Consider the following 22,956-nt stretch of genomic DNA (forward strand, 5'->3'; position numbering starts at 1 on the left):
TCGCTCACGCTTGTGCAACGCCGGGAGTTCGCCGAGCGCCTTCATCGTTGAGGAGTTTTGGGGATGAGACGGGACTACAGAACGGGATCATGGTCGACGAGCGGGAAAAGACTGCGGAGCAGGGCGAGAAGAAGAGCCCGCGGACGGTGCAGGTGCTCGCCACCGCGCTGGCCGCGGTGACGGCTGCGCTGCTGGGTTCGACGCTCGGCGTCACCGGCACCGTGGTGGGGGCCGGGGTCGCGAGCGTCATCACCACCGTGGGCGGCGAGCTGTACCTGCGTTCGCTGCAGCGCGGGCGCGAGGCCGCGTTGAAGGCGCGCGACGTGATCGTGACGGCGGGACAGCGGCGGGCGAGCCGGCCGGGCTTGCGGCCGGTGGACGACCCCGCGCAGATGCCGACCGTGCTGCTGCCGCTCGACCCGTCGGAGATGCCGACCGTCCGACTCTCGAAGCTCTCGCCGACGGCTCAGGCGAAGACCCAGCCCGAGGAACCCGAGTCGTTCGCCGACAAGCTGCGAAAGCTGCGCTGGCCAATCATCATCGGCACGAGCGTGCTCGCGACGGCGATCGCCATCGCCGTGTCGCTGGGGCTCGATGCGACCACTGGCGGTGCCGTCGGCCCGGGGGTCTTCTCCGCCCGCAACAACCCTGCGACGACGCAGCAGCAGACACACGACGACAACCCGCCGGCGACGTCGGAGAACAGCCCGCCGCCGTCGACCGGTGTGTCGCAGACGCCGCCGCCGACCACGTCGTCGTCCAGCACGTCGACCACCGAGACGCCGACGTCCGGCAGCTCCGGCAGCTCCGTCAGCGAGACGCCGCCGCCGTCGAGCACGGGTGGCGCGACGTCGACCACGCAGAGCCAGCCGCGGACCAAGGCGGGGTCGGCGACCCCGACCCCGTGACGCCTCAGCCGAGCTGGGCCTTGAGCTTGCGTGCGGCTTCGGCCGGGTCGTCGGCGTCGGTGATGGCGCGGACCACGACGATGCGCGACGCGCCGGCCGCCAGCACCTCGGGCAGGCGCTGCTCGTCGATGCCGCCGATCGCGAACCACGGGCGGCCGGTGCCGCTCGCCGCGGTCGCGCGCACCAGGTCGAGGCCGGGGGCGTGGCGGCCGGGCTTGGTCGGCGTCGGCCAGCACGGGCCGGTGCAGAAGTAGTCCACGCCGTCCTCCGCGGCGGCTGCTTCGGCCTGCTCGACGGAGTGTGTGGAGCGGCCGATCACGACGTCGTCGCCGAGGATCCGGCGGGCGAGCGGCACGGGGATGTCGTCCTGGCCGAGGTGCAGCACATCGGCGCCCACGGCGAGCGCGACGTCGGCGCGGTCGTTCACCGAGAGCAGTGCGCCGTGGCGCGCGCAGGCCTCCGCGAGCACTTCCAGAGCCGCGATCTCCTGGGCTGCTTCGAGCGGCGCGCCGCCGGACTTGTCACGCAGCTGGACGATGTCGACGCCGCCGGCCAGCGCGGCGTCGGCGAACTCGGCGAGGTCGCCGCGCGAGGAGCGGGCGTCGGTGCACAGGTACAGCCGCGAACCGGCCAGGCGGGTGCGGATCTGTTCTCCGGTGAAGGCGGGCATGGCGGCGACGTTACCCGCGCGCTACGGTGGGGAGGTCCGCACGGGAGCCCGAGGCACGGGCTGAGAGGGAGCTGCCGCTCCGACCGTGGAACCTGATCCGGGTCATGCCGGCGCAGGGAGCGTGATTTTCATGAGCAAGACCCTCACCGTCGTCGGCGGCGGTGTGATCGGCCTGTCCGCGGCCTGGCGCGCGGCGGCCCGCGGCTACCGCGTGACGGTGCTCGACCCTTCGCCCGGCGAGGGCGGTGCGTCGTGGGTGGCCGGCGGGATGCTGGCGCCGGTCACGGAGGCGTGGCCGGGTGAGGAACACGTGCTCAGCCTGGGCGAGGAGTCGCTGCGGCGCTGGCCGGCGTTCGCTCGTGACCTCGAGGCCGAGGGCACGGACCCCGGACTGGCTGGGCACGGCACGATCGTCGTGGCGTTCGACAGCGCCGATGCGGGGCACTTGGACATCCTCGCGGAGTACCTGACGTCGCTGGGCCGCTCAGTCGAGCGGCTCACGGGCCGGGCGGCGCGCAAGCTCGCGCCGGGGCTCGGGGCCGTGCGCAGCGGTCTGCACGTGCCCGGCGACCTGGCCGTGGACAACCGGAAGCTGCTCACGGCGCTGCTGCAGGCGTGCTCGAAACGCGGGGTCGAGTTCTCGCCGGCGCGGATGTCCCGGCTCGACGAGGTGACCGGTCCCGTCGTGCTGGCGGCCGGTGCGTGGACGGGCCGATTGCACCCGCTGCTGGCCGACGCCGTGCGGCCGTTGAAGGGCGAGATCCTGCGGCTGCGGCCACGCCGGGGTTGCCTGCCGCCTCCGCCGTACACTGTGCGCGCGATGGTCGAGGGCCGGCCGATCTACCTGGTGCCGCGCGCCGACGGCGAGCTGGTGCTCGGCGCGACGCAGTACGAAGCGGGCTTCGACGTGGCCGTGACCGCGCGGGGCGTGCGTGAGCTGCTCGAAGGCGCCGAACGGATCCTGCCGGGGATCACGGAGTACGAGCTCGTCGAGACGGCCGCGGGCCTGCGCGCGGGCAGCCGCGACGCGTTGCCGTACATCGGCGAGCTCGGCGAAGGCGTGTACGCGGCCACCGGCCACCACCGCAACGGCTTGTTGATGGCCCCCGTGACCGCCGACGCCGTGGTCGCCTGGCTGACCGGCGAGCGGCCGCCGGACGAGATCGGTGCGGCCACGCCCGCCCGGTTGCCCGCTTCGCGTCCGAATTCCGCAGTGGAGGAACGAGTCTGATGGAGATCAAGGTCAACGGGGACTGGCGCGAGTTCCCCGACGGCGCGACGGTGGCACAGCTGCTCGACGCGCTCGACGTTTCGCCCCAGGGCGTGGCCGTCGCGGTGAACGGCGTGGTCGTGCGCCGGGGCGAGTGGGGGGAGTCGGTGGTGCCGAAGGGTGCGAACATCGACGTGCTGACCGCGGTTCAGGGAGGTTGAGGTGGACGACGCTCTGGTCATCGGCGAGCACAAGCTCTCGTCGAGGCTCATCATCGGAACCGGTGGCGCGGCGAACCTCTCGGTGCTGGAACGCGCGCTGATCGCGTCGGGCACCGAGCTCACGACCGTCGCCATGCGCAAGGCGGACGCCGAGCACGGCACCGGTGTGCTGGGTCTGGTGCGCCGGCTGGGCATCAAGCTGCTGCCGAACACGGCGGGCTGCCGCACGGCCGCCGAAGCCGTGCTGACAGCGGAGATGGCCCGCGAGGCGCTCGAGACGGACCTCATCAAACTCGAGGTCCACGCCGATGACCGCACCTTGCTGCCCGACCCGTTCGAAACGCTGGACGCCGCCGAGCGGCTGGCCGCAGACGGGTTCACCGTGCTCGCGTACACGAACGACGACCCCGTGCTCGCGCTGCGCCTGGAGGAAGCCGGCTGCGCGGCCGTCATGCCGCTGGGCGCGCCGATCGGCACGGGCCTCGGCATCCGCAACCCGCACAACATCGAGCTGATCGTCGCGCGCGCCATGGTCCCCGTCATCCTCGACGCGGGCATCGGCACCGCCTCCGACGCGGTGCTCGCGATGGAACTCGGCTGCGACGCCGTGCTGCTGTCCACCGCCGTCACCCGGGCCAAGGACCCCGAGCGCATGGCCGCGGCCATGAAGGCGGGCGTCGAAGCGGGCCGCCTGGCCCGCGACGCCGGGCGGGTGCCGCAGCGGTTCTGGGCGCACGCGTCCTCACCGCCGCGCTGACCCGAAGGCGCTGACCCGGACGCGCTGATCGCTCCTGCGCGTGCTGGGCCGACCACGCGCAGTCGCCTTGCCCCGTGGGGATTTCATCCCCCGCGGGGTACACGCGGGTAAGCCGCCTGGTGCGTCTGGGCCGCGTTTCGCACCCCAGTCGGTGATTTCGTCCGCGCTTAACGCCGATCGAGCACCGCGAGGCCTTATGGTGGACGGCACCTTTCCGGCGCACCAGCGGCGGGCAACAGCAGCAGGAGGAGCCAGCCGTGACACTGTCCTCGGTCCAGGATGTCTCGGGCAGGTTGTACCTGGCCGTCGGACGCCTCTCGCGCTCCTTGCGGCAGGCGGGCGTCCCCGGCCCCGGCCACGGTGCGATCTCCGCCCTCGCCACGCTCGTCCACTTCGGTCAGCTCCGCCTCGGCGACCTGGCCGCCAAGGAAGGCGTCGCCGCCGCGACGATGTCGCGGATCATCGCCACACTCGTCGAGTCGGGTTACGTCACGCGGGAGTCCGATCCCGTCGACCGTCGCGCCTGGCTCGCCCGCGCGACGGAGGAGGGTGAGCGCCTCGTGTCCGGCGTGCGGTCCACCCGCGTGCAGGAGCTGAATCGCCGCCTCGACAAGCTGAGCCGCGAGGACCGCGACGCGATCACCGCCGCCCTCCCGGCCCTCGAAGCCCTCATCTCCGACGACAACTAGGGGCTCCACCCGCGACTTCCGCGCGAATCGTCGGCCGCCATCGCCGGACAGGGACCGGCGCCCTGTTTCGGCTGCGCGGGGAACCGGGCGGTGATCCACCAGCACCCGGCAGTCCGGTCTAGCGCTCCTCCGGCGCCAGCCGCCAGAACGCCGACACCGGGCCGACCTTCGCGCCCATCGGGTACGAGTGCTCTACCGCGTGCGACACGAACCACTTGCCGTAGCGGGCCGCGTCCTCCACCGACATGCCCTTGGCGAGACCGGCCGTCAAAGCGGACGCCATCGTGTCGCCCGCGCCGTGGGTGTGCGGGGTGTGGAAGCGCGGCCCCGGCAGCTCGATGAACTTCGCTCCGTCGAAGAGGAGGTCCACGCACTCCGGGTCCGCGACGAGGTGGCCGCTCTTCACGAGCACGTACTTCGGCCCCAGCCGGTGCAGCACCACGGCCGCGGCGTGCATGCCTTCGCGATCGGTCACCGTCAGGCCCGTCAGCAGCCGCACCTCGTCGAGGTTCGGGGTGAGCACGGTGGCGCGCGGCAGCAGTTCCTCGCGCAGCGCCACGAGCCCGTCGGCGTCGAACAGCGGGTGCCCGGTCATCGACGCCGCCACCGGGTCGACCACGAACGGCACCTCGCGATCACGCCCGATGCCCGCGTTGTCGCACGCGGCCGCCACGGCGTGGATGATCTCGGCCGAGGCCAGCATGCCCGTTTTCGCCGCGCCCACACCCATGTCCGACGCGACGGCCTCGATCTGGCCGGCCACTACGTGTGGCGGGATGTCCGCGCGGTCGTGCACCCCCAGGGTGTTCTGGACCGTCACGGCCGTCACGGCGACGAGCCCGTGGACGCCGCACGTGAGGAACGTGCGCAGGTCGGCCTGCAGCCCGGCGGCGCCGCCGGAGTCGGAACCGGCGATCGTCAGCGCGGACGGGGGGCTCGGGTTTTCGGTCATGGTCGCTTTCCGACTTCTGGTCTAGTCCATTTGGTCAGCTGGCCTTCATCCACAGTCCACCACGGTGGCACAGTGTGAAAGCTGTTGCACTACCGGTGTGGGCGAAGGGGACGGGATGAGGTTCTCGCACGTGGTTGTGGTGGTCGGTGCGCTGGTCGCCGCCACGTTGTCCGGGGCGGCCGCGGCGAACGCGGACAGTCCGAAGCTCTCGCACGTGACGATGGTCGGCGTGCACAACACCTACGACCCCGCGGCGTACCCGTTCCTGGCGCAGGCGCTGGACAACGGTTCGTCACTGATCGAGCTCGACGTGTGGCCCGACATCATCACGCACGAGTGGAAGGTGAGCCACTCGAACCCGTTGGGCAACAGCAACAACTGCGTCGCCGCGTCGACCACGGCCGACCTGTACCAGGGTGGCGCGAACAAGGACCTCGAGTACTGCCTCGACGACATCCGCATCTGGCTCGCGGCGCACCCGGGCCACGCGCCGCTCACCCTCAAGCTCGAGATGAAAACGGGCTTCTCGGACAACCACGGCCTCGGCCCGGACGAACTCGACGCCGCGTTCCGCGCCCACCTCGGTGGCGCTGTCTTCAAGCCGGCCGACCTCCTCGGCGGCTACGCGACCCTCGACGACGCGGCCAAAGCGGACAACTGGCCCACCGCGGACGCGCTGCACGGCAAGGTGCTCACCGAGATCATCCCGGGCACGGTCGAGGAGCAGAACCCCACCGACACGCTGCACACCGACGTCGAGTACGCGAACTACCTGCTGGCGCAGAAGAACGCGGGCGAGCTCGGTGCCGTCCAGATCTTCCCGACCGTGCACGGCGCCGTCGGCGGCGACCCGCGCGACCAGTACGCGGCGAACCTCAAACCGTGGTTCGTGGTCTTCGACGGCGACGCCAACGCGTGGGTGACGCAGACCGGCCCGTGGTGGTACGACGCCAACCACTACTACGTGATCATGACCGACGGGCAGAACGTCGCACCCGCCATCGACGACCACAACCCGACCGTCGACCAGGCGAACCAGCGCGTGGCCGACCTCGCGAAGCAGCACGCTTCCGTCGTGACGTCCGACTGGACCGGCCTGACCACGGTGCTGCCGCAGGTGATCGCGCGCGGCTGAGTGTCCACAGTGCACGGCCCCCGGATGCTCGCCCGGGGGCCGTCTCACGTCACACGGTCAGGACGATCTTCCCGGTCGCCCGGCCGGCCTCGCCCCGTTCGTGGGCCTTCGCGACCTCGTCGAGCGGGAACGTCTGGTCCACGCGGACCTTCAGCTTCCCCTCCTCGACCAGCTCGACGAGCCCGAGCAAGCCGATCCGGTCCGGTTCCACGAGGAGCGGCGACGTCCGCACGCCGCGCTTCTCCGCTTCGGCGCGCACCGCCGGCGCCACGCCGCCGGGCACGCTGATCACCAGTCCGCCTTCCTTCACTGCGGGCAGCCACCGCAGGTCGCCGCGTTCACCGACGAGTCCCAAGTGGACGTCCACGTCGGACGCGGTGACGGTTTCGTCGCGGTAGTCCAGCGGCTCGTCCACCCCGATCGAACGGAGGAAGTCGTGTTTGGCCGCGCTGGCCGTGCCGAGCACGTACGCCCCGCGCGCCTTGGCGATCTGCACGGCGAGGTGCCCGACGCCGCCCGCGGCCGCGTCGACGAGCACGCGCTGTCCACTCCGGACACCGGCTACGTCCACGAGTGCCTGCCACGCCGTGAGCCCCGCCAGCGGCAACCCGGCCGCTTCGACGTGCGACAGCCCGGCCGGCTTGCGGACGAACTGGCGCGACGGGGCCGTCACGTACTCCGCGTAGGCGCCGGCCTCGCGCGGGAACCACGGCATGCCGAGCACCTCGTCGCCCGGCTGCACACCGGTGGCGCCGAACCCCACCTCTTCGACCACTCCGGACACGTCCCAGCCCAGCGTGTAGGGCGGCTTGCCCAGGAACACCTCCTGCGCCCGCGACTTCCAGTCGACGGGGTTGACGCCGGCGGCGTGCACCCGCACCAGCACCTCCGTCGGCCCGGGCACCGGCCGCGGCGCCTCGACTACCTGCAGCACCTCCGGTCCGCCGAACTCCTGCTGCGTGACCACTCGCATCCGTGCTCTCTCCTTCGTCGTGGATCTTCACCACCCATGCTCCGGCGATCCGTCACTTTCCGCCAGAAGGCACTTCCCGGTAAACGCGCCGTCGGGGCATCAGCCAGGAGATGCTCACGCAGGACCTGCGCAGCCTCGAGCGCGACGGGTTCGTACCCGCACAGTGTCCCCGACCACCCCGCCGACGGTCGAGTACGCGCTCACCGAAATGGGCACCGAGGTGAGTGAGCACCTCGTGGCGCTGAGCCGTTGGTCGCAGACCGACTTCGATCGGATCCGCGAGGCGCGCAGCGTCTACGACTCGCGCTCGCCCGAACCCGTCACGTGATTCCGCGCGGTACGGGCGGTTTCGTCCGTACCGCGCGGAATATCCAGTTCGGGCTCAAGTGAAGCGTGGTGGCGGTTTCAGCACGCTCGCCCGGTAATCGGTCACCGCGCGGCTCTCGGCGATTCCGGGCTTGGGGTTCAGGCCCCACTTCCGGATCACCTTGAGGGCCTGCGCCGGCCGGTTGTCCGAAACCAGTTTGTCGACCTCGAACTGCAGGTCCAGCGGCATGGTGGCCCACAGAGCGCGGGCGGCGGCGTCGTCGGTCACGGGTCCAGTGTGGCCGGTCAGTGGGCCAGCCGCCAGAACGGGGAGACCGGGCCCACGCCCGCGCCCAGCGGGTAGGCCTCGGCGACGCAGCGTTCGATGAACCGCTTGGCTTCGCCCACGGCCGTCGGCACGTCGGCGCCCTTGGCGAGCGACGACGTGATGGCCGAGGCCATCGTGTCGCCGCCGCCGTGGGTGTTCTCCGTCGCGATCCGCGGTCCGCTGAACTCGACGACATCGGTGCCGTTCGTGAGCAGATCCACGCAGTCCTCGGCCTCGTGGAGGTGCCCGCCCTTCACGAGCACCCACGACGAACCGAACTCCAGCAGTGCTTCGGCCGCCGCGCGCTGGGTTTCGGTCCCGGTGACCGTGACGCCGGTGAGCAGCCGCACCTCGTCGAGGTTCGGCGTGATCAGCGTGGCCCGCGGGAAGAGCTCGGTGCGGATGGCTTCGAGCGCCTCCTCGCGCAGCAGCGCGTGCCCGGTCATCGAGGCCGCGACCGGGTCGACGACGAACGGCGTGTCCGTGTCGCGTCCGATGTGGACTTCGTCGAGCGTCTTCGCGACCGCCTGGATGATGTCGGCGGTGGCGAGCATGCCCGTCTTGGCCGCGTTGACGCCCATGTCGCCGGCGACGGCCTTGATCTGCGCCGTGACGACGTCGGCCGGGATCTCGGTGAAACCCTGCACGCCGAGCGAATTCTGCACGGTCACCGCAGTGAGGGCGACGAGCCCGTGGACGCCGTTGGCGAAGAACGTGCGCAGGTCGGCCTGCACGCCCGCACCACCGCCGGAGTCCGATCCGGCGATGGTGAGGGCCGTGCGGGGGGTGCTGGTCATGACTTTCTCCGGTTGTGCTGGTGCTGCTGGTGCTACTGCCCGACAACAGGCAGGTAGACCTTGTTGCCCTGCTCACCGAACTCGGCGGACTTCTCCGCCATGCCGGCCTCGATGGCCTCCACAGTGGACAGGCCGTGCTCCTCGGCGTACTTGCGCACGTCCTGCGTGATCCGCATCGAGCAGAACTTCGGGCCGCACATCGAGCAGAAGTGGGCCGTCTTCGCCGGCTCCGCGGGCAGCGTCTCGTCGTGGAACGAGCGAGCGGTGTCGGGGTCGAGCGCGAGGTTGAACTGGTCGGTCCAGCGGAATTCGAAGCGGGCCTTGGACAGCTCGTCGTCCCACTCGTGCGCGTGCGGGTGGCCCTTGGCGAGGTCGGCGGAGTGGGCGGCGATCTTGTAGGTGATCACGCCGGTCTTCACGTCGTCGCGGTTGGGCAGGCCGAGGTGCTCCTTCGGCGTGACGTAGCAGAGCATCGCCGTGCCGTACCAGCCGATCTGCGCCGCGCCGATGGCGGACGTGATGTGGTCGTAGGCGGGCGCGATGTCCGTCGCGAGCGGGCCGAGGGTGTAGAATGGCGCCTCGCCGGTGAGCTGCTCCTCGAGTTCGACGTTCTCCTTGATCTTGTGCATCGGCACGTGGCCGGGGCCCTCGATCATCACCTGCACGTCGTGCTCCCGCGCGATGTGTGTGAGCTCACCGAGGGTTTCGAGCTCGGCGAACTGGGCGCGGTCGTTGGCGTCGGCGATCGAGCCGGGCCGCAGGCCGTCACCGAGGGAGAACGTGACGTCGTACTTCCGCAGGATCTCGCAGAGCTCCTCGAAGTGCGTGTACAGGAAGGACTCCTGGTGGTGCGCCAGGCACCACGCGGCCATGATCGACCCACCGCGGCTCACGATGCCGGTGACGCGCCGCGCGGTGAGCGGCACGTACCGCAGCAGCACTCCCGCGTGGACGGTCATGTAGTCCACACCCTGCTCGCACTGCTCGAGCACCGTGTCGCGGTAGACCTCCCACGACAGCTTTTCCGGCTCCCCGTTGACCTTTTCGAGCGCCTGGTAGATCGGCACGGTGCCGACGGGCACGGGGGAGTTGCGGATGATCCACTCGCGGGTCTCGTGGATCCGCTTGCCGGTGGAGAGGTCCATGATGGTGTCGGCGCCCCAGCGGGTGGCCCACACCATCTTGTCGACCTCTTCCTCCACTGAGGACCAGACGGCCGAGTTGCCCATGTTGGCGTTGATCTTCACCAGGAACTTCTTGCCGATGATCATCGGCTCGGTCTCGGGGTGCTTGCGGTTGGCGGGGATCACCGCCCGCCCGCGCGCCACCTCGTCGCGCACGAACTCCGGCGAGCACCGCTCGCGCGCGGCGATGAACTCCATCTCGCGCGTGATCACGCCGGCTTTGGCCCAGCCGAGCTGGGTGTTGTGCGCGCGGCCGTCGGCCCAGCCCGCGCGCAGCGGGTGAAGTCCACTGTGGACGTCGATCGTCACTTCGGTGTCCGTGTACGGACCGGACGTGTCGTACACGTCGAAGTGGTCACCGTTCGTCAGGTCGATCCGCCGCGCCGGCACCCGCAGGCCGGATTCGGTGTGGTGGTAGACCTTGCGCGAGCCCGTGATCGGCCCCGTGGTCACGGAAGGCGTGATGGTGGGCTCGTTCTCCAGCGTCGTCAACGACGTTCACTCCCTACGCCGGCATTACCCGGTCAGGTTCATGCGGTCGGCGGCACCGGGTGTCCTCAGACAGACACCAGCCGCCCTCTCAGCCCGCCAAGGCGCGAGCTCCCGCGTTGGTTATGGGGTTGTCCCCCGACCATGCCACGGCGGATCACGCGAGCACAAGGCGACTTGTCGACCCGTGTGTTCTTCACCGGATCGGAGCAGGCGGACGGCAGCGCTTCACGGAAGAGCGCACGAGCACGACACCCCGCGACACAAAAGAGCCTCCCCGCCCACCAGGGCGAAGAGACTCCTCGAGAAACCACCGAGACCGTCAGGCTTCAGCAGACTCCTCCGCGCCTTCCTTCGGCGGCAGCCAGCTCAGCCCCGGCACTCCCCACTTGTTCTTCTTCAGCATCTTCTTCGCCGCCCGCGCGTGGCGGCCCACGAGGCGGTCCAGGTACAGGTACCCGTCGAGGTGATCGGTCTCGTGCTGGAGGCACCGGGCGAAGTAGCCCGTGCCCTCGACGGTGATCGGCGTGCCGGACACGTCGAAGCCCGTCACCCGGGCCCAGGACGCCCGCCCGGTCGGGTAGGACTCGCCGGGAACCGACAGGCAGCCTTCCCAGTCGTCGTCCGGGTCAGGCATCGTTTCGGGGATCTCGGAGGTCTCCAGCCGCGGGTTCACCACCACGCCGCGGTGCTCGACGCCCTCGTCGTCGGGGCAGTCGTAGACGAAGACGCGCAGGTCGAGGCCGATCTGGTTGGCCGCGAGGCCCACGCCTTCGGCCGCGTACATCGTCTCGAACATGTCCTCGGTGAGCGTGCGCAGCTCGTCGTCGAACTCCGTGATCTCACGGGTCGGCTGGTGCAGCACGGGATCGCCGGCGATGCGGATGGGGTGGACGGTCACGAGCAGCGAGTTTAGTCCGACCCTCCATTACACCTGGATCGGACCGTGACGCGCCGCGCCGGATGCCCATGTCGAGCATCGGTTCCGTGGTTCAATGACGCCCGCGGAAGGACAGCCGAAGCGATTGCGAGGACCGCATGGACGCCGCGGAGTCGATGGCTGGTGATCAGCCGTCGCCGCCGGAGAGTACGGGTGGCCTGACCGAGCGCGAGCTGGACATCCTCGCGTTCGAGCGCCAGTGGTGGCGGCACGCCGGTGCCAAGGAGAACGCCATCCGGGAACGCTTCTCGCTGTCCTCGACCCGTTATTACCAGCTGCTGAACACGCTGCTGGACAAGCCTGAGGCCGTGGCGGCCGACCCGATGCTGGTGAAGCGGCTGCGCAAGACGCGCGCCGCCCGGCAGCGCAAGCGCGGCGCCCGGCGGCTGGGGATCGAACTGTCATGAGCTTCTTCTCGGGACTGTCCCGGCCCATGCGGGCCGCGGGCGTCGCGCTCATCGGGGTCGCCGTGATCGCCGCGATCATCGGCGGCGTCACCGCGCTGTCGGGCGGCGGCCCGAGCGCCAACAACGCCGGGCCCACCAGCAGTTCGGGCAGTCCGTCGGCTTCGTCACCGGCCCCGGGTTCGTCGTCGTCCGCGACGCCGCCCTCGTCGTCGGCCGTGTCCTCGGCGCCGTCCTCCGCGCCGGGCAGCCCGTCCGGACAGCCCAGCACGCAGCCGGGCCAGCAGAGCGGGCAGCCCGGCCAGCCGGGACAGCCGGGCGACCAGCAGGCGTCCAACAAGTGGGTCACCCTGCGCGTCTACAACAACTCCCTGGTCCAGCACCTCGCCGAACAGGCCGCCAACGACTTCCGCGGCGGGGGCTGGAACGTCGCCGAGGTCGGCAACTACTCCCAGGGTGTGATCCCGCACACCACGGCCTACTTCCGCCCCGGCACCGACGAGGAAGCCGCTGCGAAACAGCTGGCCGCCGAGTTCGGCTTCGTGGCCGAGCCCCGGTTCGAAGGCATCCAGAACTCGAGCCCGGGTGTCATCGTGATCATCACGAAGGACTACCAGAGCGGCCACAAGGGCAGTTGACCGGCGAAAACAGGAGGACCCGCCGCCCTCGGGCAGCGGGTCCTCCTGTGTTTGGCCGGTCAGCCGGACAAGTGATCGTTCAGCGTTCTCGCTGCGCCTGCGCGTAAGCCTCCAACGTCGCCAGCTGGGCCGGGTCCAGTGAAGGCCGCACCGTTTCCCGGGCCTTCGCCAGGTGAGCGGCCGTGACCTCGCGCGCGTCTAGCGATTCGCGCATCGCCGTCAGGGCCGCCTCGCGGATCAGGGCGGCGCAGTCGGCGGCGGAGTAACCGTCCAGGGTGGACGCGAGGGCCGCGAGATCCACATCGGACGCCAGTGGGGTGTTCTTCGACGCCGCCGTGAGGATGGCGGCACGGGAGTCGGCGTCGGGCGGCGGCACGTAGATGCGGCGCTCCAGGCGGCCCGGCCGCAGCAGCGCCGGGTCGACGAGCTCGGGCCGGTTCGTGGCGCCCAGCACCACGACCTCGCGCATCGGCTCCACGCCGTCGAGCTCGGTGAGCAGGGCGGCGACCACGCGGTCGGCCACTCCGGAGTCGGAGGACTGGCCGCGTCGCGGCGCCAGCGCGTCGATCTCGTCGAGGAAGATCAGCGACGGCGCGGCGTCGGCGGCCCGCCGGAAGAGGTCGCGCACCGCGCGCTCGGATTCGCCGACCCACTTGTCCAGCAGCTCCGCGCCCTTGATCGCGAACACGTTGAGCGCGCCCGTGCCCGCCAGCGCTCGGACCAGGAACGTCTTGCCGCCGCCGGGTGGGCCGTAGAGCAGCACGCCGCGCGGTGGGTCGATGCCGAGCCGGGCGAACGAGTCGGGGTAGCGCAGCGGCCACAGCACCGTCTCGGTGAGGGCCTGCTTGACGTCGACCATGTTGCCGACGTCCTCGAGCGTCAGCCCGCCCGTGGCGAGGTTGTCCGAAGTGGACAGGGAGATCGGCCGGACGGTGGCCAGCGCGTCGAGCAGGTCCTGCTGCGAAATGCTCGGCTCCTCGACGTCACGCTGGCGCAGGGCGGCGCGCAGCGCGGCGTCGCGGCGCAGCGCGATGAGGTCGGCGGCCACGAACCCGGGTGTCTTCTCGGCGAGCACGCCCAGATCGGCGCCCGGTTCGACGGGGACGTCGCGCAGCAGGATCCGCAGCAGCTCCACCCGGGACTTCGCGTCGGGCAGCGGCAGGCCGAGCTCGCGGTCGAGCAGGTCGGCGGCGCGCAGCCGCGGGTCGACGGACTCGGCGCGCTGCGTCGTGGCCACCACGGCGATGCCCTCGAGCCGCATCGCCCCGCGCAGCTCCTCCAGCACGACGGTCGCCACCGGCGGCGGCTGGCTGGCCGGCAGGAGCGCGTCGACGTCGTTGATCAGCAGCACCCCGGGCCCGTCCCCGTCGGCGGCGTGGCCGATGGCCTCGCGCAGGCGCGCGTGCACGGTGCCGGGCTCGAGCACGGCGATGTTCGGCGCGGTCAGCGCCACCACGCGCACCTTCTCGGCCTGCGCGACGGACCGCACCAGCGTCGCCTTGCCGACGCCTTCGGGGCCGGACAGCAGCACGCCGAGGTGCGCCGACGTGCCGAGCCGCTCGAGCAGGTCCGGCCGGTGGAACGCCAAGTCGAACCACTCGGCGAGCTTGCGGGCGGCACCCTCGGCGCCGACGAGGTCGGTGACGGGCGGGACCGTTTCCACCAGCTCCTCTGCGGGCTCCTCGACGATCTCCGCGTCGAGGTAGTCCTCGGCCGCCGTGACGGCCGTCCTGCGCACGAGGGCGGTGGCGCTGCGGACGGGCGCCGGGTCACCGGCCGGTTCGCCGGTGCGCGCGCCGTCGCGCCAGCTGACCACTGTGGACGGTCCGACGACGACGGCGCCGACGGGCTCCGTCGCCGTGACGGTGAGCAGCTCATTGGTCCACGTCGCCCCGATCACCCGCGAGAGCTGGCCCCGCACGGCCGCGACGTCGGCCCCCGGCGCCGGGGCGAGGTCCTGTGGCAGCAGCGACACCGCGTCGCCGCGCGTGAGCACCTTGCCGGTCAACGCCAGCCGCAGCGTCTGCGGCGGTACGGAGACGCTGGCCAGCCTCGATCCGGCCACCGTCACCGTCTTGGCGGCCGCCACGTCGGCCGGCGCCACCACGACCTCGCCGCCCTCGGACACGCCCAGGTTCGACAGGGTGACGTCGTCCACCAGCACGACGCCGGGTATGCCCTCTTCTCCGGACGGCGCGGCCAGCGCGGCGCTGCGGCGCGCCCCGGTGAGGTGCACGGCGTCCCAGGGCCTCAGCCCGAGCGCGTCGAGCACCTCGGGGTGCAACCGCACAACCCCCCGTCGCGAATCCAGCGCGGACGGCGTGTGCCGGACGGTCAGCGTGATCTGCGGAGCGCTCACGCCGTTCACCCTAGCGACGCGAGGCCGCCCCATGTGCCGAACGACGGGATGTCGCGCACCGGCGGGGGGAGAACTTCCGCTGCCCTTCGGTCCTGATCAGCGCCGGCGGATGCCGATCCGCCGCCACGACCGCCGGCGCTGGCCCGGGCCCGACGCGCCGTTGCCGCTCGCCCCGCCGACCGTGCCGGTGGTGCCCCGGTCCCGGTCCCGCAGCGCGCGCGTCACGCGCACGAAATCCGACCCGTTCCGCGGCAACCGCACCGCGCGCATGGCGCCCGCGACGCGGCGCGAAGCCGGCCGCAGCCGCAGCCGGCGCTGCGAGCGGGCCCGGCGGATGGCGCGGCGCTCGCGCGGCGGCACCGTCCAGGCCTCCGGGTGGGCGGCCAGCCAGCGGTGCCGGTAGACCGAGTACGGGATGTGCAGCAGGTACAGCACCAGCGCGATCGCCAGTGCGACCAGCGGGAACTGGATGATCGCCGCTGCCAGGAGGCCGACGCCGACCAGCAGCGGTGCGATGGCCTTGGCGGGGGCCTTGACGGTCTTCAGCGACAGCGTCGGGATGCGGCTGATCAGCAACGCGGCCACGGCGATCGTCCAGACGATCACCACGTACTGCTCGGACCACCAGCCCTCGCCCCACTGCAGCGTGGCGATGAGCGGCAGCAACGCGACCAGGCCCCCCGCCGGGGCGGGGACGCCCACGAAGAACTCCGCGGCATACGGGGGCTGCTCGGTGTCGTCGAGCAGCGTGTTGAAGCGCGCGAGCCGCAGGATCATGCAAACGGCGAAGATCAGCGACGCGACCCAGCCGATGCGATCGCCGTGCGACTGCCACACGTACAGCACCAGCGCGGGCGCCACGCCGAACGAAATGCCGTCGGACAGGGAGTCGAGCTCGGCGCCCATCTTGGACGTCGCGTCGAGCAGGCGGGCGATGCGGCCGTCGAGGCTGTCGAGGACGGCCGCGATGCCGATCGACGCGATGGCCATCGCGTAGTTGTTCGTGAGCGCGAACTGCACGGCCGACAGGCCGGCGCACAGCGCGAGCACGGTGATGGCGTTCGGCAGCAGCCTGATGCCGGGGGTGGTCACGCGGACCATGATCAGCCTTCTCCCAGTGCCGGGAGTTCGGCGAGCACCGTCTCGCCGCCGACCGTGCGCTGGCCCTTCGAGACGAGCACGCGGCTGCCGGGCGGCAGGTAGAGGTCGACACGGGAGCCGAACCGGATGAGGCCGTAGGTGGCACCGGCGGCCACCTTGTCGCCCTCGCGGATCTCGCACACGATGCGCCGCGCGACGAGGCCGGCGATCTGCACGACGACGAGCTCGTGGCCGTCGACGGTGCGCATGAGCACGGAGTTGCGCTCGTTGTCCTCGCTCGCCTTGTCCAGGTCCGCGGAGAGGAACTTGCCGGGCCGGTAGGCCACCTTCTCGACGACGCCCGGGGCCGGGATCCGCTGGACGTGCACGTCGAACACGGACAGGAACACGCTCACGCGCATCCGCGGCTCGGCGGGCAGCCCCAGCTCCGGCGGCGGCACGGCCTCCTCGATGAGGGACACCAGCCCGTCGGCCGACGCCACGGCGATGTTCGGCCGTTCCGGCGCGACGCGCTTGGGCTCGCGGAAGAACGCGGCGGTCGCCGCCGTCGCGAGCGCGCCCACCACGCCGAGGCGCTTGGAGAACCGGCGCAGCACCAGCGTCGCCGCCAGCCCGCCGAGGACGAACGGGCGTCCGGCGGGGTGCATCGGCGGGATGGTCTCCCGCGCGAGCTCCACTGCGTGGGTGAGGGGATTGCCGGTGGGCTTGCCGCTCATGGATCGGTTCCCCGCGTTTCGTTGCGATCGGAGGGAGGGGACGGTTTCACGTCCGATTTGGGCGTCACCACGCTACCGCCCGTCGGCGGGCGGACACGCCCAGGGCTGGCGGGCTCTCTCCCGCAAGGGTTTCCCCGCAGCGGGTGGGCATGCCCACAAACCGGTAACGACGAGTCGAATTCCTCGACAACTCCCAGTAGTACCAGCCGCTCGGGCCCGGTGCCCGAGCCGAAACCGCCGAGGAAGCGATGGCCGTGCCCGATCCGCTCATCGAGCTGCTGTGCGCCTGGCGACGGGAGATCTCCGCCGCGCCGATGCCCGTGCTCGTGGACACGGCGCTGGCCGTGCGCGTGGTCAGGGAGGCCGCCAGGGCGGGCCGGGTGCATGCATCCCCCGACGACGCATGCACCCGGGCGCGGAACTGACCAGTTTAGGGGTTTCGGGGACGTTACTGACGGTTCGTGGGCAAACCGTTACAAACGGTCACTGGGCCGCCGGCCGATCGCGCTGATCAGCCGCAGGATTGCCAGCAGCACGATCGCGCCGAGGATCGCGACGCCGAAGCTGGGGAAGTCGAATTCGAACCGCTGCTGCTCACCGGTCGCGAGGCGGTAGATGAAGCCGCCGAGGGCCGCTCCGAGCACGCCGACGAGCACGCTGACCAGGCATCCCTGCCGGCGCCGCTCCGGCCCGCCGACCACGAGGTTCGCGAGCCAGCCGACCAGTGCGCCGAAGATGATCCAGGTGAAGAAGCCCATGGCGTGAGGATACCTGCCGGTATTGTACAAGAGTTGTTGTACAACTACTCTTGTGTGCCATGGCCCACGAGATTCGCGATTCCCGGGTGCTCGCCGCGATGTCCCACCCGCTGCGCCGCCGCCTCCTCGACGTCCTGCGCCTCGACGGCCCGGCGACGGCTTCCGGTTTGGCCGCTTCGCTCGGTTCCGCGGTCGGGAACGTCAGCCACCACCTGAAGGTGCTGGCGGGCGCCGGCCTGGTCGAAGAGGCACCGGAGCTGGCGCGCGACCGCCGCGAACGCTGGTGGCGCCGGCCCGACGGCGCGCTGTCGTGGTCCACTTCGGACTTCGTCGGCGACCCCGTCGGCGACGCCGCGGAGATCGTGGCACTCGACCGGCAGACTTCGCTGTCGCGGTCGTGGCTGTCCGCTTTGGAGACCGCACCGGCCGAGTGGCGGGATTCGTGGTTCACGAACGAGACCTGGGCGCGGTTGTCGCCTGAGGAGCTGGCTTCGCTGAGCTCGCGGATCCTGGCGCTGTTCGCCGAGTACGCCGACCGCGAGCCGCCCGACGACGGAGTCGAGCGGCAACCGGTGTTCCTGTTCGCGCGTGGCTTCCGGGCTGAACCGTGACGGTTCGGTCGGCCGGGCTGCGTGTTGGGGTCGAGCGGGCTGGGCTGGCCGCGGAGGTTGAGCGGATCGGCTCGGGTGTCGTGGTTGAGCCGGCTGGTATGGCTGGTGTGGTTGGTCTGGTGGAGCTGGCTGGTATGGCTGGTGTGGTTGGTCTGGTGGAGCTGGCTGGTCTGGCTGGTGTGGTCGGTCTGGTGGAGCTGATTGGTCTGGTTGAGCTGGATCGGGCGGTCCCGGCGGTTGCACTGATGCAGCTGGTCGACCTCGACGGCCCGGTCGCTCCGGTCGGGAGGCGGGGTTGTCCACAACTTGGCTCTCCTGTGGACAACCTGGCTGAGCGAGCCGTTTTGTCGGTGGGGGCCGATATACTGGACAAGGGCCGTCCCCCTGAGGTTGGGCGGGGGCTCGCTTGCTGGCGGGGTTGCCCGCGACAGCAGGGTTGGGCGCGGAAAGTTGTTGCGCTGCAACGAAGATCGGCCACTTGTGCGGTGAAGGACCGTAGGCAACGGAGTTCGGTTCTCAGCAGGCGGCGATCGGGCGCGATTTCTTGCCGGCGGCCGAATCCGGCTCGCGCATGAGCACCCGCGTGAGTCTCCGGCGCGACCGGGACTTCCGTCTCGTGTGGACCGGCGAGACGATCAGCACCCTGGGCAGCGCGGTCGCCGGCACCGCGCTTCCCCTGACCGCCCTCCTGGTCCTCCACGCGACCACTTTCGAAGTCGCCGCGTTGTCGGCTGTCGCGTGGGCGCCGTGGCTGGTGGTTGCCCTGCCGGCCGGGGCGTGGGTGGACCGGTGGCGCAAGAGGCGCGTGATGCTGGTCTGCAACGTCGTCTCCGCGCTCGCCTTCGCGGCGGTGCCCGTCGCGTACGTGACCGGCCTGCTGTCCATGCCGTTCCTGCTCGCGGCGGCGCTCGTGGGTGGCGTCGCGAAGGTGTTCTTCTCCCTGGCCTACCGGGGGTACCTGCCGGCGCTCGTGCCCAAGGACCGGCTGCTCGAGGCGAACGTCAAGCTCCAGGGCAGCGAATCAGCCGCCCAGGTGGCGGGCCCGGGGCTCGCCGGGGTGCTCGCCGCCGCGGCGGGACCGGTGACGGGGGTGCTGGCGAACGCCGTCAGCTTCGCGATCTCCGTGCTCTGCCTGCACCGGGTCCGCAAGGAAGAACCGCGGCCCGAGCCGCGGAAAACCCGGCTCCGCACCGAAATCGCCGAAGGACTGCGGTTCCTGGCGAAAGACCCGTACCTGCGCACGCTCGTCGCGGCCGCCGCGATCGCCAACCTCGCCCTCGACGGGTACGCCGCCATCCAGGTCGTCTTCCTCGTCGATGACCTCCACACCGGCGCGACGGCCACCGGCGTCGTCCTGGCCCTCGCCGAGGCCGGCGGAGTCGCCGGGGCGCCCCTCGCCGCCCGGCTGGCCAGGAAGGCCGGCACCGCGCGCGCCTTCCTCCTCTGCGAAGGACTCGCGGCGCCCGCGATGCTGCTCGGCCCGTTCGCGGCGCCCCGCGCCGGTCTTGTCCTCTTCATCCTGTCCGGCACGGGTGTCGCCGCCGGAATCGTCGGGTCGAACGTGCTCGCCGGCACCTTCCGCCAGGAGTACTGCCCACCCGGGCGCTACGGCCGCATCACCGCGAGCTCCGCCGTCGTCAACTACGGCACCATCCCGCTCGGCGCGCTCCTCGGCGGCGTGCTCGGCGAAGCGCTCGGCGTGCGCGAAACGCTCTTCGCGATGGCCGCGGTCCAGCTCGGCTCCCTCACGGTCCTGCTCACCAGCCCGCTTCGCCGCCACCGGGACTTCCCGGCGGCGGCAGCAGCTCAGCAACCCGGGTGACGGCCCCTACAACAGCAGCACGTCCACTTCCGCGCTTTCGGCGGCTTCCGTCGCAGCCCGTGGTGGTCGCTGCGTGAGCTCCCTACAGCAGCAGCACGTCCACTTCCGAACCTTCGGCGGCTTCCGTCACCTCCTCCGGCAACACGATCAGGCAATTGGCCTGCGTGAACGCGGCCAGCAGGTGCGAACCCGGCCCGCCGCGCGGCCCGACGACGCCGGTGACCTGGCCCTCCGTCGGCGTGTAGTAGCCGCGCCGGAACTGGCGCCGGCCGCCCGGCGACGTCATCGCCTCGGTCAGCCGCGCCCGCACGCGACGGCGGTCGAGCACCGTGTGCCCCATCGCCGACAGCAGCGCCGGGCGCAGGAACGCCTCGAACGACACCAGCACGCTCACCGGGTTGCCCGGCAGCGTCACCACGGGCACGCCGTTCCACCGGCCGCACCCCTGCGGCCCGCCGGGCTGGATCGCGACCTTCCGGAACTGGACGCCCTGCCCGGTCAGCGCGTCCTTGACCACCTCGTACGCACCGGCGCTGACGCCGCCCGACGTCACGAGCAGGTCGGCGTCCGCGAGCTTCGGCTCGATGATCTTGCGGAACTCCTCGACGTCGTCCACCACGCTGCGCACCACCGCCACGCGGCAGCCCAGCTCGCGCAGCGCGGCGGCGAGCATGACGCTGTTGGACTCGTAGATCTGCCCGTGCCGCAACGGCTTCGGCGCTTCCACGAGCTCCGTGCCGGTCGACACGACGAGCACCGACAACGGCCGGTACACCTTCAGCTCGGCCAGCCCGACGGCGGAAGCGAGCCCCAGCTGGGAGTGGCCGAGCACGGTGCCGGCGTACAGCGCCACCGTCCCCTGCGTCACGTCCTCGCCGGTGCGGCGCACGTGGTCGCCCGCGGTGGCGGCCGTCGAGATCAGCACCTGCTCGGTGCCGCGGTCGGTGTCCTCGACCATCACGACGGCGTCGGCCCCCGGCGGGATCGGCGCGCCTGTCATGATCCGCTGCGCCGTACCCGGCTCCAGCGGCCGGACGTCCACGCGTCCGGCCGGGATGTCGTCGGCGACGGGCAGGGTCACGGGCACTGCGGCGACGTCGGCGGAGCGCACGGCGTACCCGTCCATCGCGGAGTTGTCGAACGGTGGCAGCGACACTCCCGCGAGCACGTCTTCGGCGAGGACGAGCCCGGCGGCGTCGGCCAGGGGCAGGGTGGTCACGGGCGCGCGGCCGAGCAGCTCGGTCACGGTCTCGCGATAGGCGTCGACGGAGATCACGCGGACCATCCTCCCCCGCGCGCGCGGGCGTGCAACACTCTCCCGCGGCAAGAGTCGGGGTTCAGGGGAGAAGTCATGCAGGTACAAGTGCGCCACCAGCCGTCGTTCGCGGTGGCGCGGCCGGAGCCGGCGCCGGGCGAACCCGTGCAGGTCGACGCGGGCGCGATGATGGCGACCAGCTACGGCGTGACCGTCCAGTCGCAGTCGCAGGGCGGGCTCATGACGGGCCTGGGCCGCTCGTTCCTGGAGGGCGAATCCTTCTTCATCTCCACCTTCACCGCTCCGCAGAACGGCGGCTGGGTCGCCGTCGCGGCCAACCTGCCCGGCGACATCCAGACCGTGACCCTCGACGGCCGCACCGGCTGGTGCATCACGCAGGGCAGCTGGCTCGCCTCGTCGCACGGTGGGCAGACCGAGACGCGCTGGGGCGGCTTCAAGAACCTGGCCGGCGGCGAGGGCGGCTTCCTGCCCCAAGCCACGGGCCAGGGCCAGGTGCTCGTGTCCTGCTACGGCGGGCTCGACCTCATGACGCTGCAGCCGGGCGAGGCCGTCACGATCGACACCGGTCACGTCGTCGCGTACGCCGACACCGTGCAGTATCAGGTCCGCAAGGTCTCGAAGGGCGTGATCCAGTCGATGAAGAGCGGTGAGGGCCTCGTGTTCGACTTCGCCGGCCCGGGCCAGGTCCTCACGCAGACGCGTAACCCGTCTGCGCTGATCAGCTGGATCCTGTCCTCCGTCCCGTCCCGCTGACATGCGAGTCCACACGAGGCACACGCCCAACTTCGGCGTCGCGCGGGTGCTGCTGGCGCCCGGCGAGGCCGTGCAGTCGGCGGCCGACACGATGCTCGCGACCAGCTTCGGCGTGCGCGAGAGCGCGCCGCCGGCCCGCGGGGGCTCGCGCAAGCCCGGCCTGTCCGTGTTCACCGCGCCCGCCGAGGGCGGCTGGGTGGACCTCGCGCCGATCGGGCCCGGCGACGTCTACCCGCTGGAGCTCACCGGCACCACCGGTTGGTCGGTGCACCACGACGCCGTGCTCGCGCGGCCCGCGTCGGTGCGCCACGACCAGGCCTGGGCGCCGTTGCAGCAGCTCTTCGGGTCCGACAGCGGGTTCCTCGACCACTACAGCGGTACCGGGCCGCTCGTGCTCACGGCGCCGGGTCCGGTCGACTCGTTCGAGCTGAAGCCGGGTGAGCTGGTGACGGTGCGGCCGGACTACGTGCTGGCCTACCCGGACACGCTGCAGTGCCGGCTGCGCGCCGTCGACCCGAGCGGCCCGCAGTCGCTGCGGACGGGGGAAGGTCTGGTCCTCGATTTCGCCGGACCTGGCACCGTTCTGGTCCAAGCGCGGAACAGGCGGGTTTCGCGCGCCTGACGAATCTCCGAATTGACCATTGCCGAAGTGCGTAATTCCGGTAGCGTGAACTGCACTTCCAGCCGCTACCGGGAGAGCGGATCTTGTCCTGAGGGAGGGCGCCGTGGCTGTCGGCACCGTTAAATGGTTCAACTCGGAAAAAGGCTACGGCTTCATCGAATCGGCGGAGGGTCCGGACGTGTTCGTCCACTATTCGGCTATCCAGGCCGAAGGATTCCGCACACTCGACGAAGGCGACCGCGTGGAGTTCGAGGTCCAGTCCGGCCGCGACGGGCGAAGCCAGGCCGCGGACGTCCGCAAGGTCTCCTGAGTTCTCCTCGCCCGACCGGTTGGGCGA

General features: G+C 71.3%; 27 protein-coding genes and 2 riboswitches. Of the genes, 15 read left to right on the forward strand and 12 right to left on the reverse strand.

Annotated elements, in window-relative coordinates; genetic code table 11:
• The first annotated feature begins 89 nt into the window (after positions 1-89).
• Complete coding sequence (locus I6J71_RS01125; RefSeq protein WP_204093006.1) at positions 90-908, forward strand: hypothetical protein; 819 nt, start codon at positions 90-92, stop codon at positions 906-908.
• A 4-nt stretch (positions 909-912) separates the two neighbouring features.
• Here the strand turns inward: I6J71_RS01125 and thiE are convergent, their stop codons facing one another.
• Positions 913-1,578, reverse strand: a complete 666-nt coding sequence (gene thiE, locus I6J71_RS01130) for a thiamine phosphate synthase (RefSeq protein WP_204093007.1) — start codon at positions 1,576-1,578, stop codon at positions 913-915.
• 30 nt (positions 1,579-1,608) lie between these two features.
• Positions 1,609-1,714: riboswitch (TPP riboswitch) on the forward strand.
• Here thiE and thiO point away from each other — a divergent pair.
• The 4 genes from thiO (at position 1,709) to I6J71_RS01150 (ending at position 4,455) form a co-directional block, all read left to right on the forward strand.
• The gene (gene thiO / locus I6J71_RS01135) at positions 1,709-2,809 is read left to right on the forward strand and encodes a glycine oxidase ThiO (protein WP_204093008.1); all 1,101 of its coding nucleotides are present in this window, start codon (positions 1,709-1,711) and stop codon (positions 2,807-2,809) included. (Overlaps the previous riboswitch by 6 nt.)
• Positions 2,809-3,009 (forward strand): sulfur carrier protein ThiS, encoded by a 201-nt coding sequence (gene thiS, locus I6J71_RS01140; RefSeq protein ID WP_204093009.1) that lies wholly within the window; start codon positions 2,809-2,811, stop codon positions 3,007-3,009. The genes thiO and thiS overlap by 1 nt, the downstream gene beginning before the upstream one ends.
• 1 nt (position 3,010) lies before the next feature.
• Positions 3,011-3,766 carry a thiazole synthase gene (locus I6J71_RS01145; RefSeq protein ID WP_204093010.1) on the forward strand — a complete coding sequence of 252 codons (756 nt, stop codon included), beginning with the start codon at positions 3,011-3,013 and terminating at the stop codon, positions 3,764-3,766.
• Between the two features lie 257 nt (positions 3,767-4,023).
• The gene (locus I6J71_RS01150; protein WP_204093011.1) at positions 4,024-4,455 is read left to right on the forward strand and encodes a MarR family winged helix-turn-helix transcriptional regulator; all 432 of its coding nucleotides are present in this window, start codon (positions 4,024-4,026) and stop codon (positions 4,453-4,455) included.
• A 118-nt stretch (positions 4,456-4,573) separates the two neighbouring features.
• Here the strand turns inward: I6J71_RS01150 and thiD (I6J71_RS01155) are convergent, their stop codons facing one another.
• Positions 4,574-5,407, reverse strand: a complete 834-nt coding sequence (thiD, locus tag I6J71_RS01155) for a bifunctional hydroxymethylpyrimidine kinase/phosphomethylpyrimidine kinase (RefSeq protein ID WP_204093012.1) — start codon at positions 5,405-5,407, stop codon at positions 4,574-4,576.
• Between the two features lie 115 nt (positions 5,408-5,522).
• Between thiD (I6J71_RS01155) and I6J71_RS01160 the strand changes: the two genes are divergently transcribed.
• The gene (locus I6J71_RS01160; protein ID WP_204093013.1) at positions 5,523-6,542 is read left to right on the forward strand and encodes a phosphatidylinositol-specific phospholipase C domain-containing protein; all 1,020 of its coding nucleotides are present in this window, start codon (positions 5,523-5,525) and stop codon (positions 6,540-6,542) included.
• Between the two features lie 49 nt (positions 6,543-6,591).
• On the opposite strand, the gene I6J71_RS01165 is transcribed toward I6J71_RS01160, so the two are convergent.
• Positions 6,592-7,515, reverse strand: coding sequence for an NADP-dependent oxidoreductase (locus I6J71_RS01165; RefSeq protein ID WP_204093014.1), 924 nt, complete (start codon positions 7,513-7,515; stop codon positions 6,592-6,594).
• A 163-nt stretch (positions 7,516-7,678) separates the two neighbouring features.
• Here I6J71_RS01165 and I6J71_RS01170 point away from each other — a divergent pair, with 163 nt between their 5' ends.
• Complete coding sequence (locus I6J71_RS01170; protein ID WP_239154354.1) at positions 7,679-7,843, forward strand: winged helix-turn-helix transcriptional regulator; 165 nt, start codon at positions 7,679-7,681, stop codon at positions 7,841-7,843.
• Between the two features lie 54 nt (positions 7,844-7,897).
• Here I6J71_RS01170 and I6J71_RS01175 read toward each other — a convergent pair whose 3' ends face one another.
• The 4 genes from I6J71_RS01175 to I6J71_RS01190 form a co-directional block, all read right to left on the reverse strand.
• Complete coding sequence (locus tag I6J71_RS01175; protein WP_204097629.1) at positions 7,898-8,110, reverse strand: hypothetical protein; 213 nt, start codon at positions 8,108-8,110, stop codon at positions 7,898-7,900.
• A gap of 17 nt (positions 8,111-8,127) precedes the next feature.
• Positions 8,128-8,946, reverse strand: coding sequence for a bifunctional hydroxymethylpyrimidine kinase/phosphomethylpyrimidine kinase (gene thiD, locus I6J71_RS01180; RefSeq protein WP_204093015.1), 819 nt, complete (start codon positions 8,944-8,946; stop codon positions 8,128-8,130).
• A 32-nt stretch (positions 8,947-8,978) separates the two neighbouring features.
• Positions 8,979-10,622 (reverse strand): phosphomethylpyrimidine synthase ThiC, encoded by a 1,644-nt coding sequence (gene thiC, locus I6J71_RS01185; protein ID WP_239154355.1) that lies wholly within the window; start codon positions 10,620-10,622, stop codon positions 8,979-8,981.
• A riboswitch (TPP riboswitch) is annotated at positions 10,616-10,747 on the reverse strand. (Overlaps the previous gene by 7 nt.)
• A 194-nt stretch (positions 10,748-10,941) precedes the next feature.
• Positions 10,942-11,520 carry a peptide deformylase gene (locus I6J71_RS01190; protein WP_204093016.1) on the reverse strand — a complete coding sequence of 193 codons (579 nt, stop codon included), beginning with the start codon at positions 11,518-11,520 and terminating at the stop codon, positions 10,942-10,944.
• 137 nt (positions 11,521-11,657) lie between these two features.
• Here I6J71_RS01190 and I6J71_RS01195 point away from each other — a divergent pair, with 137 nt between their 5' ends.
• Together I6J71_RS01195 and I6J71_RS01200 are read left to right on the forward strand one after the other, a co-directional pair.
• Positions 11,658-11,966 carry a DUF3263 domain-containing protein gene (locus tag I6J71_RS01195; RefSeq protein WP_204093017.1) on the forward strand — a complete coding sequence of 103 codons (309 nt, stop codon included), beginning with the start codon at positions 11,658-11,660 and terminating at the stop codon, positions 11,964-11,966.
• Positions 11,963-12,601 carry a LytR C-terminal domain-containing protein gene (locus tag I6J71_RS01200; RefSeq protein ID WP_204093018.1) on the forward strand — a complete coding sequence of 213 codons (639 nt, stop codon included), beginning with the start codon at positions 11,963-11,965 and terminating at the stop codon, positions 12,599-12,601. The genes I6J71_RS01195 and I6J71_RS01200 overlap by 4 nt, the downstream gene beginning before the upstream one ends.
• Before the next feature lie 79 nt (positions 12,602-12,680).
• Here the strand turns inward: I6J71_RS01200 and I6J71_RS01205 are convergent, their stop codons facing one another.
• The 3 genes from I6J71_RS01205 to I6J71_RS01215 all read right to left on the reverse strand — a co-directional run bounded on the left by I6J71_RS01205 (position 12,681) and on the right by I6J71_RS01215 (position 16,777).
• Positions 12,681-14,960 carry an AAA family ATPase gene (locus I6J71_RS01205; RefSeq protein WP_204093019.1) on the reverse strand — a complete coding sequence of 760 codons (2,280 nt, stop codon included), beginning with the start codon at positions 14,958-14,960 and terminating at the stop codon, positions 12,681-12,683.
• 96 nt (positions 14,961-15,056) lie between these two features.
• Positions 15,057-16,061: a CDP-diacylglycerol--serine O-phosphatidyltransferase gene (gene pssA / locus I6J71_RS01210; RefSeq protein ID WP_204093020.1), complete on the reverse strand. Its 1,005-nt coding sequence runs from the start codon at positions 16,059-16,061 to the stop codon at positions 15,057-15,059.
• Positions 16,062-16,063: 2 nt separating this feature from the next.
• Entirely contained in the window at positions 16,064-16,777 is a 714-nt protein-coding gene (locus tag I6J71_RS01215) for a phosphatidylserine decarboxylase (RefSeq protein ID WP_204093021.1), read from the reverse strand.
• 254 nt (positions 16,778-17,031) lie between these two features.
• Here I6J71_RS01215 and I6J71_RS01220 point away from each other — a divergent pair, with 254 nt between their 5' ends.
• On the forward strand, positions 17,032-17,202 hold the full coding sequence (locus tag I6J71_RS01220; protein ID WP_204097630.1) for a hypothetical protein: 171 nt from the start codon (positions 17,032-17,034) through the stop codon (positions 17,200-17,202).
• Between the two features lie 48 nt (positions 17,203-17,250).
• Here the strand turns inward: I6J71_RS01220 and I6J71_RS01225 are convergent, their stop codons facing one another.
• The gene (locus I6J71_RS01225) at positions 17,251-17,535 is read right to left on the reverse strand and encodes a GlsB/YeaQ/YmgE family stress response membrane protein (protein ID WP_204093022.1); all 285 of its coding nucleotides are present in this window, start codon (positions 17,533-17,535) and stop codon (positions 17,251-17,253) included.
• 59 nt (positions 17,536-17,594) lie between these two features.
• Between I6J71_RS01225 and I6J71_RS01230 the strand changes: the two genes are divergently transcribed.
• Together I6J71_RS01230 and I6J71_RS01235 are read left to right on the forward strand one after the other, a co-directional pair.
• On the forward strand, positions 17,595-18,146 hold the full coding sequence (locus I6J71_RS01230; RefSeq protein WP_204093023.1) for a helix-turn-helix domain-containing protein: 552 nt from the start codon (positions 17,595-17,597) through the stop codon (positions 18,144-18,146).
• Between the two features lie 571 nt (positions 18,147-18,717).
• Positions 18,718-19,968, forward strand: a complete 1,251-nt coding sequence (locus I6J71_RS01235; protein WP_204093024.1) for an MFS transporter — start codon at positions 18,718-18,720, stop codon at positions 19,966-19,968.
• Between the two features lie 82 nt (positions 19,969-20,050).
• On the opposite strand, the gene glp is transcribed toward I6J71_RS01235, so the two are convergent.
• Positions 20,051-21,244 carry a gephyrin-like molybdotransferase Glp gene (gene glp, locus I6J71_RS01240; protein ID WP_204093025.1) on the reverse strand — a complete coding sequence of 398 codons (1,194 nt, stop codon included), beginning with the start codon at positions 21,242-21,244 and terminating at the stop codon, positions 20,051-20,053.
• A 75-nt stretch (positions 21,245-21,319) separates the two neighbouring features.
• Between glp and I6J71_RS01245 the strand changes: the two genes are divergently transcribed.
• The 3 genes from I6J71_RS01245 (at position 21,320) to I6J71_RS01255 (ending at position 22,929) form a co-directional block, all read left to right on the forward strand.
• Positions 21,320-21,997 (forward strand): TIGR00266 family protein, encoded by a 678-nt coding sequence (locus tag I6J71_RS01245; RefSeq protein ID WP_204093026.1) that lies wholly within the window; start codon positions 21,320-21,322, stop codon positions 21,995-21,997.
• A 1-nt stretch (position 21,998) separates the two neighbouring features.
• On the forward strand, positions 21,999-22,619 hold the full coding sequence (locus I6J71_RS01250; protein WP_204093027.1) for an AIM24 family protein: 621 nt from the start codon (positions 21,999-22,001) through the stop codon (positions 22,617-22,619).
• A 103-nt stretch (positions 22,620-22,722) separates the two neighbouring features.
• Entirely contained in the window at positions 22,723-22,929 is a 207-nt protein-coding gene (locus I6J71_RS01255) for a cold-shock protein (protein ID WP_204093028.1), read from the forward strand.
• Positions 22,930-22,956: the final 27 nt, after the last annotated feature.

Source organism: Amycolatopsis sp. FDAARGOS 1241, from assembly GCF_016889705.1.
Lineage (GTDB): Bacteria > Actinomycetota > Actinomycetes > Mycobacteriales > Pseudonocardiaceae > Amycolatopsis.

Coding starts and splice junctions, on each gene's coding strand:
- I6J71_RS01250 (WP_204093027.1), top strand. CDS start 21,999: ATGCGAGTCCACACGAGGCACACGCCCAACTTCGGCGTCGCGCGGGTG.
- I6J71_RS01125 (WP_204093006.1), top strand. CDS start 90: ATGGTCGACGAGCGGGAAAAGACTGCGGAGCAGGGCGAGAAGAAGAGC.
- I6J71_RS01225 (WP_204093022.1), bottom strand. CDS start 17,535: ATGGGCTTCTTCACCTGGATCATCTTCGGCGCACTGGTCGGCTGGCTC.
- I6J71_RS01215 (WP_204093021.1), bottom strand. CDS start 16,777: ATGAGCGGCAAGCCCACCGGCAATCCCCTCACCCACGCAGTGGAGCTC.
- I6J71_RS01195 (WP_204093017.1), top strand. CDS start 11,658: ATGGACGCCGCGGAGTCGATGGCTGGTGATCAGCCGTCGCCGCCGGAG.
- I6J71_RS01230 (WP_204093023.1), top strand. CDS start 17,595: ATGGCCCACGAGATTCGCGATTCCCGGGTGCTCGCCGCGATGTCCCAC.
- I6J71_RS01200 (WP_204093018.1), top strand. CDS start 11,963: ATGAGCTTCTTCTCGGGACTGTCCCGGCCCATGCGGGCCGCGGGCGTC.
- thiE (WP_204093007.1), bottom strand. CDS start 1,578: ATGCCCGCCTTCACCGGAGAACAGATCCGCACCCGCCTGGCCGGTTCG.
- I6J71_RS01235 (WP_204093024.1), top strand. CDS start 18,718: ATGAGCACCCGCGTGAGTCTCCGGCGCGACCGGGACTTCCGTCTCGTG.
- thiO (WP_204093008.1), top strand. CDS start 1,709: ATGAGCAAGACCCTCACCGTCGTCGGCGGCGGTGTGATCGGCCTGTCC.
- pssA (WP_204093020.1), bottom strand. CDS start 16,061: ATGGTCCGCGTGACCACCCCCGGCATCAGGCTGCTGCCGAACGCCATC.
- thiD (WP_204093015.1), bottom strand. CDS start 8,946: ATGACCAGCACCCCCCGCACGGCCCTCACCATCGCCGGATCGGACTCC.
- I6J71_RS01160 (WP_204093013.1), top strand. CDS start 5,523: ATGAGGTTCTCGCACGTGGTTGTGGTGGTCGGTGCGCTGGTCGCCGCC.
- thiD (WP_204093012.1), bottom strand. CDS start 5,407: ATGACCGAAAACCCGAGCCCCCCGTCCGCGCTGACGATCGCCGGTTCC.
- I6J71_RS01245 (WP_204093026.1), top strand. CDS start 21,320: ATGCAGGTACAAGTGCGCCACCAGCCGTCGTTCGCGGTGGCGCGGCCG.
- I6J71_RS01165 (WP_204093014.1), bottom strand. CDS start 7,515: ATGCGAGTGGTCACGCAGCAGGAGTTCGGCGGACCGGAGGTGCTGCAG.
- thiS (WP_204093009.1), top strand. CDS start 2,809: ATGGAGATCAAGGTCAACGGGGACTGGCGCGAGTTCCCCGACGGCGCG.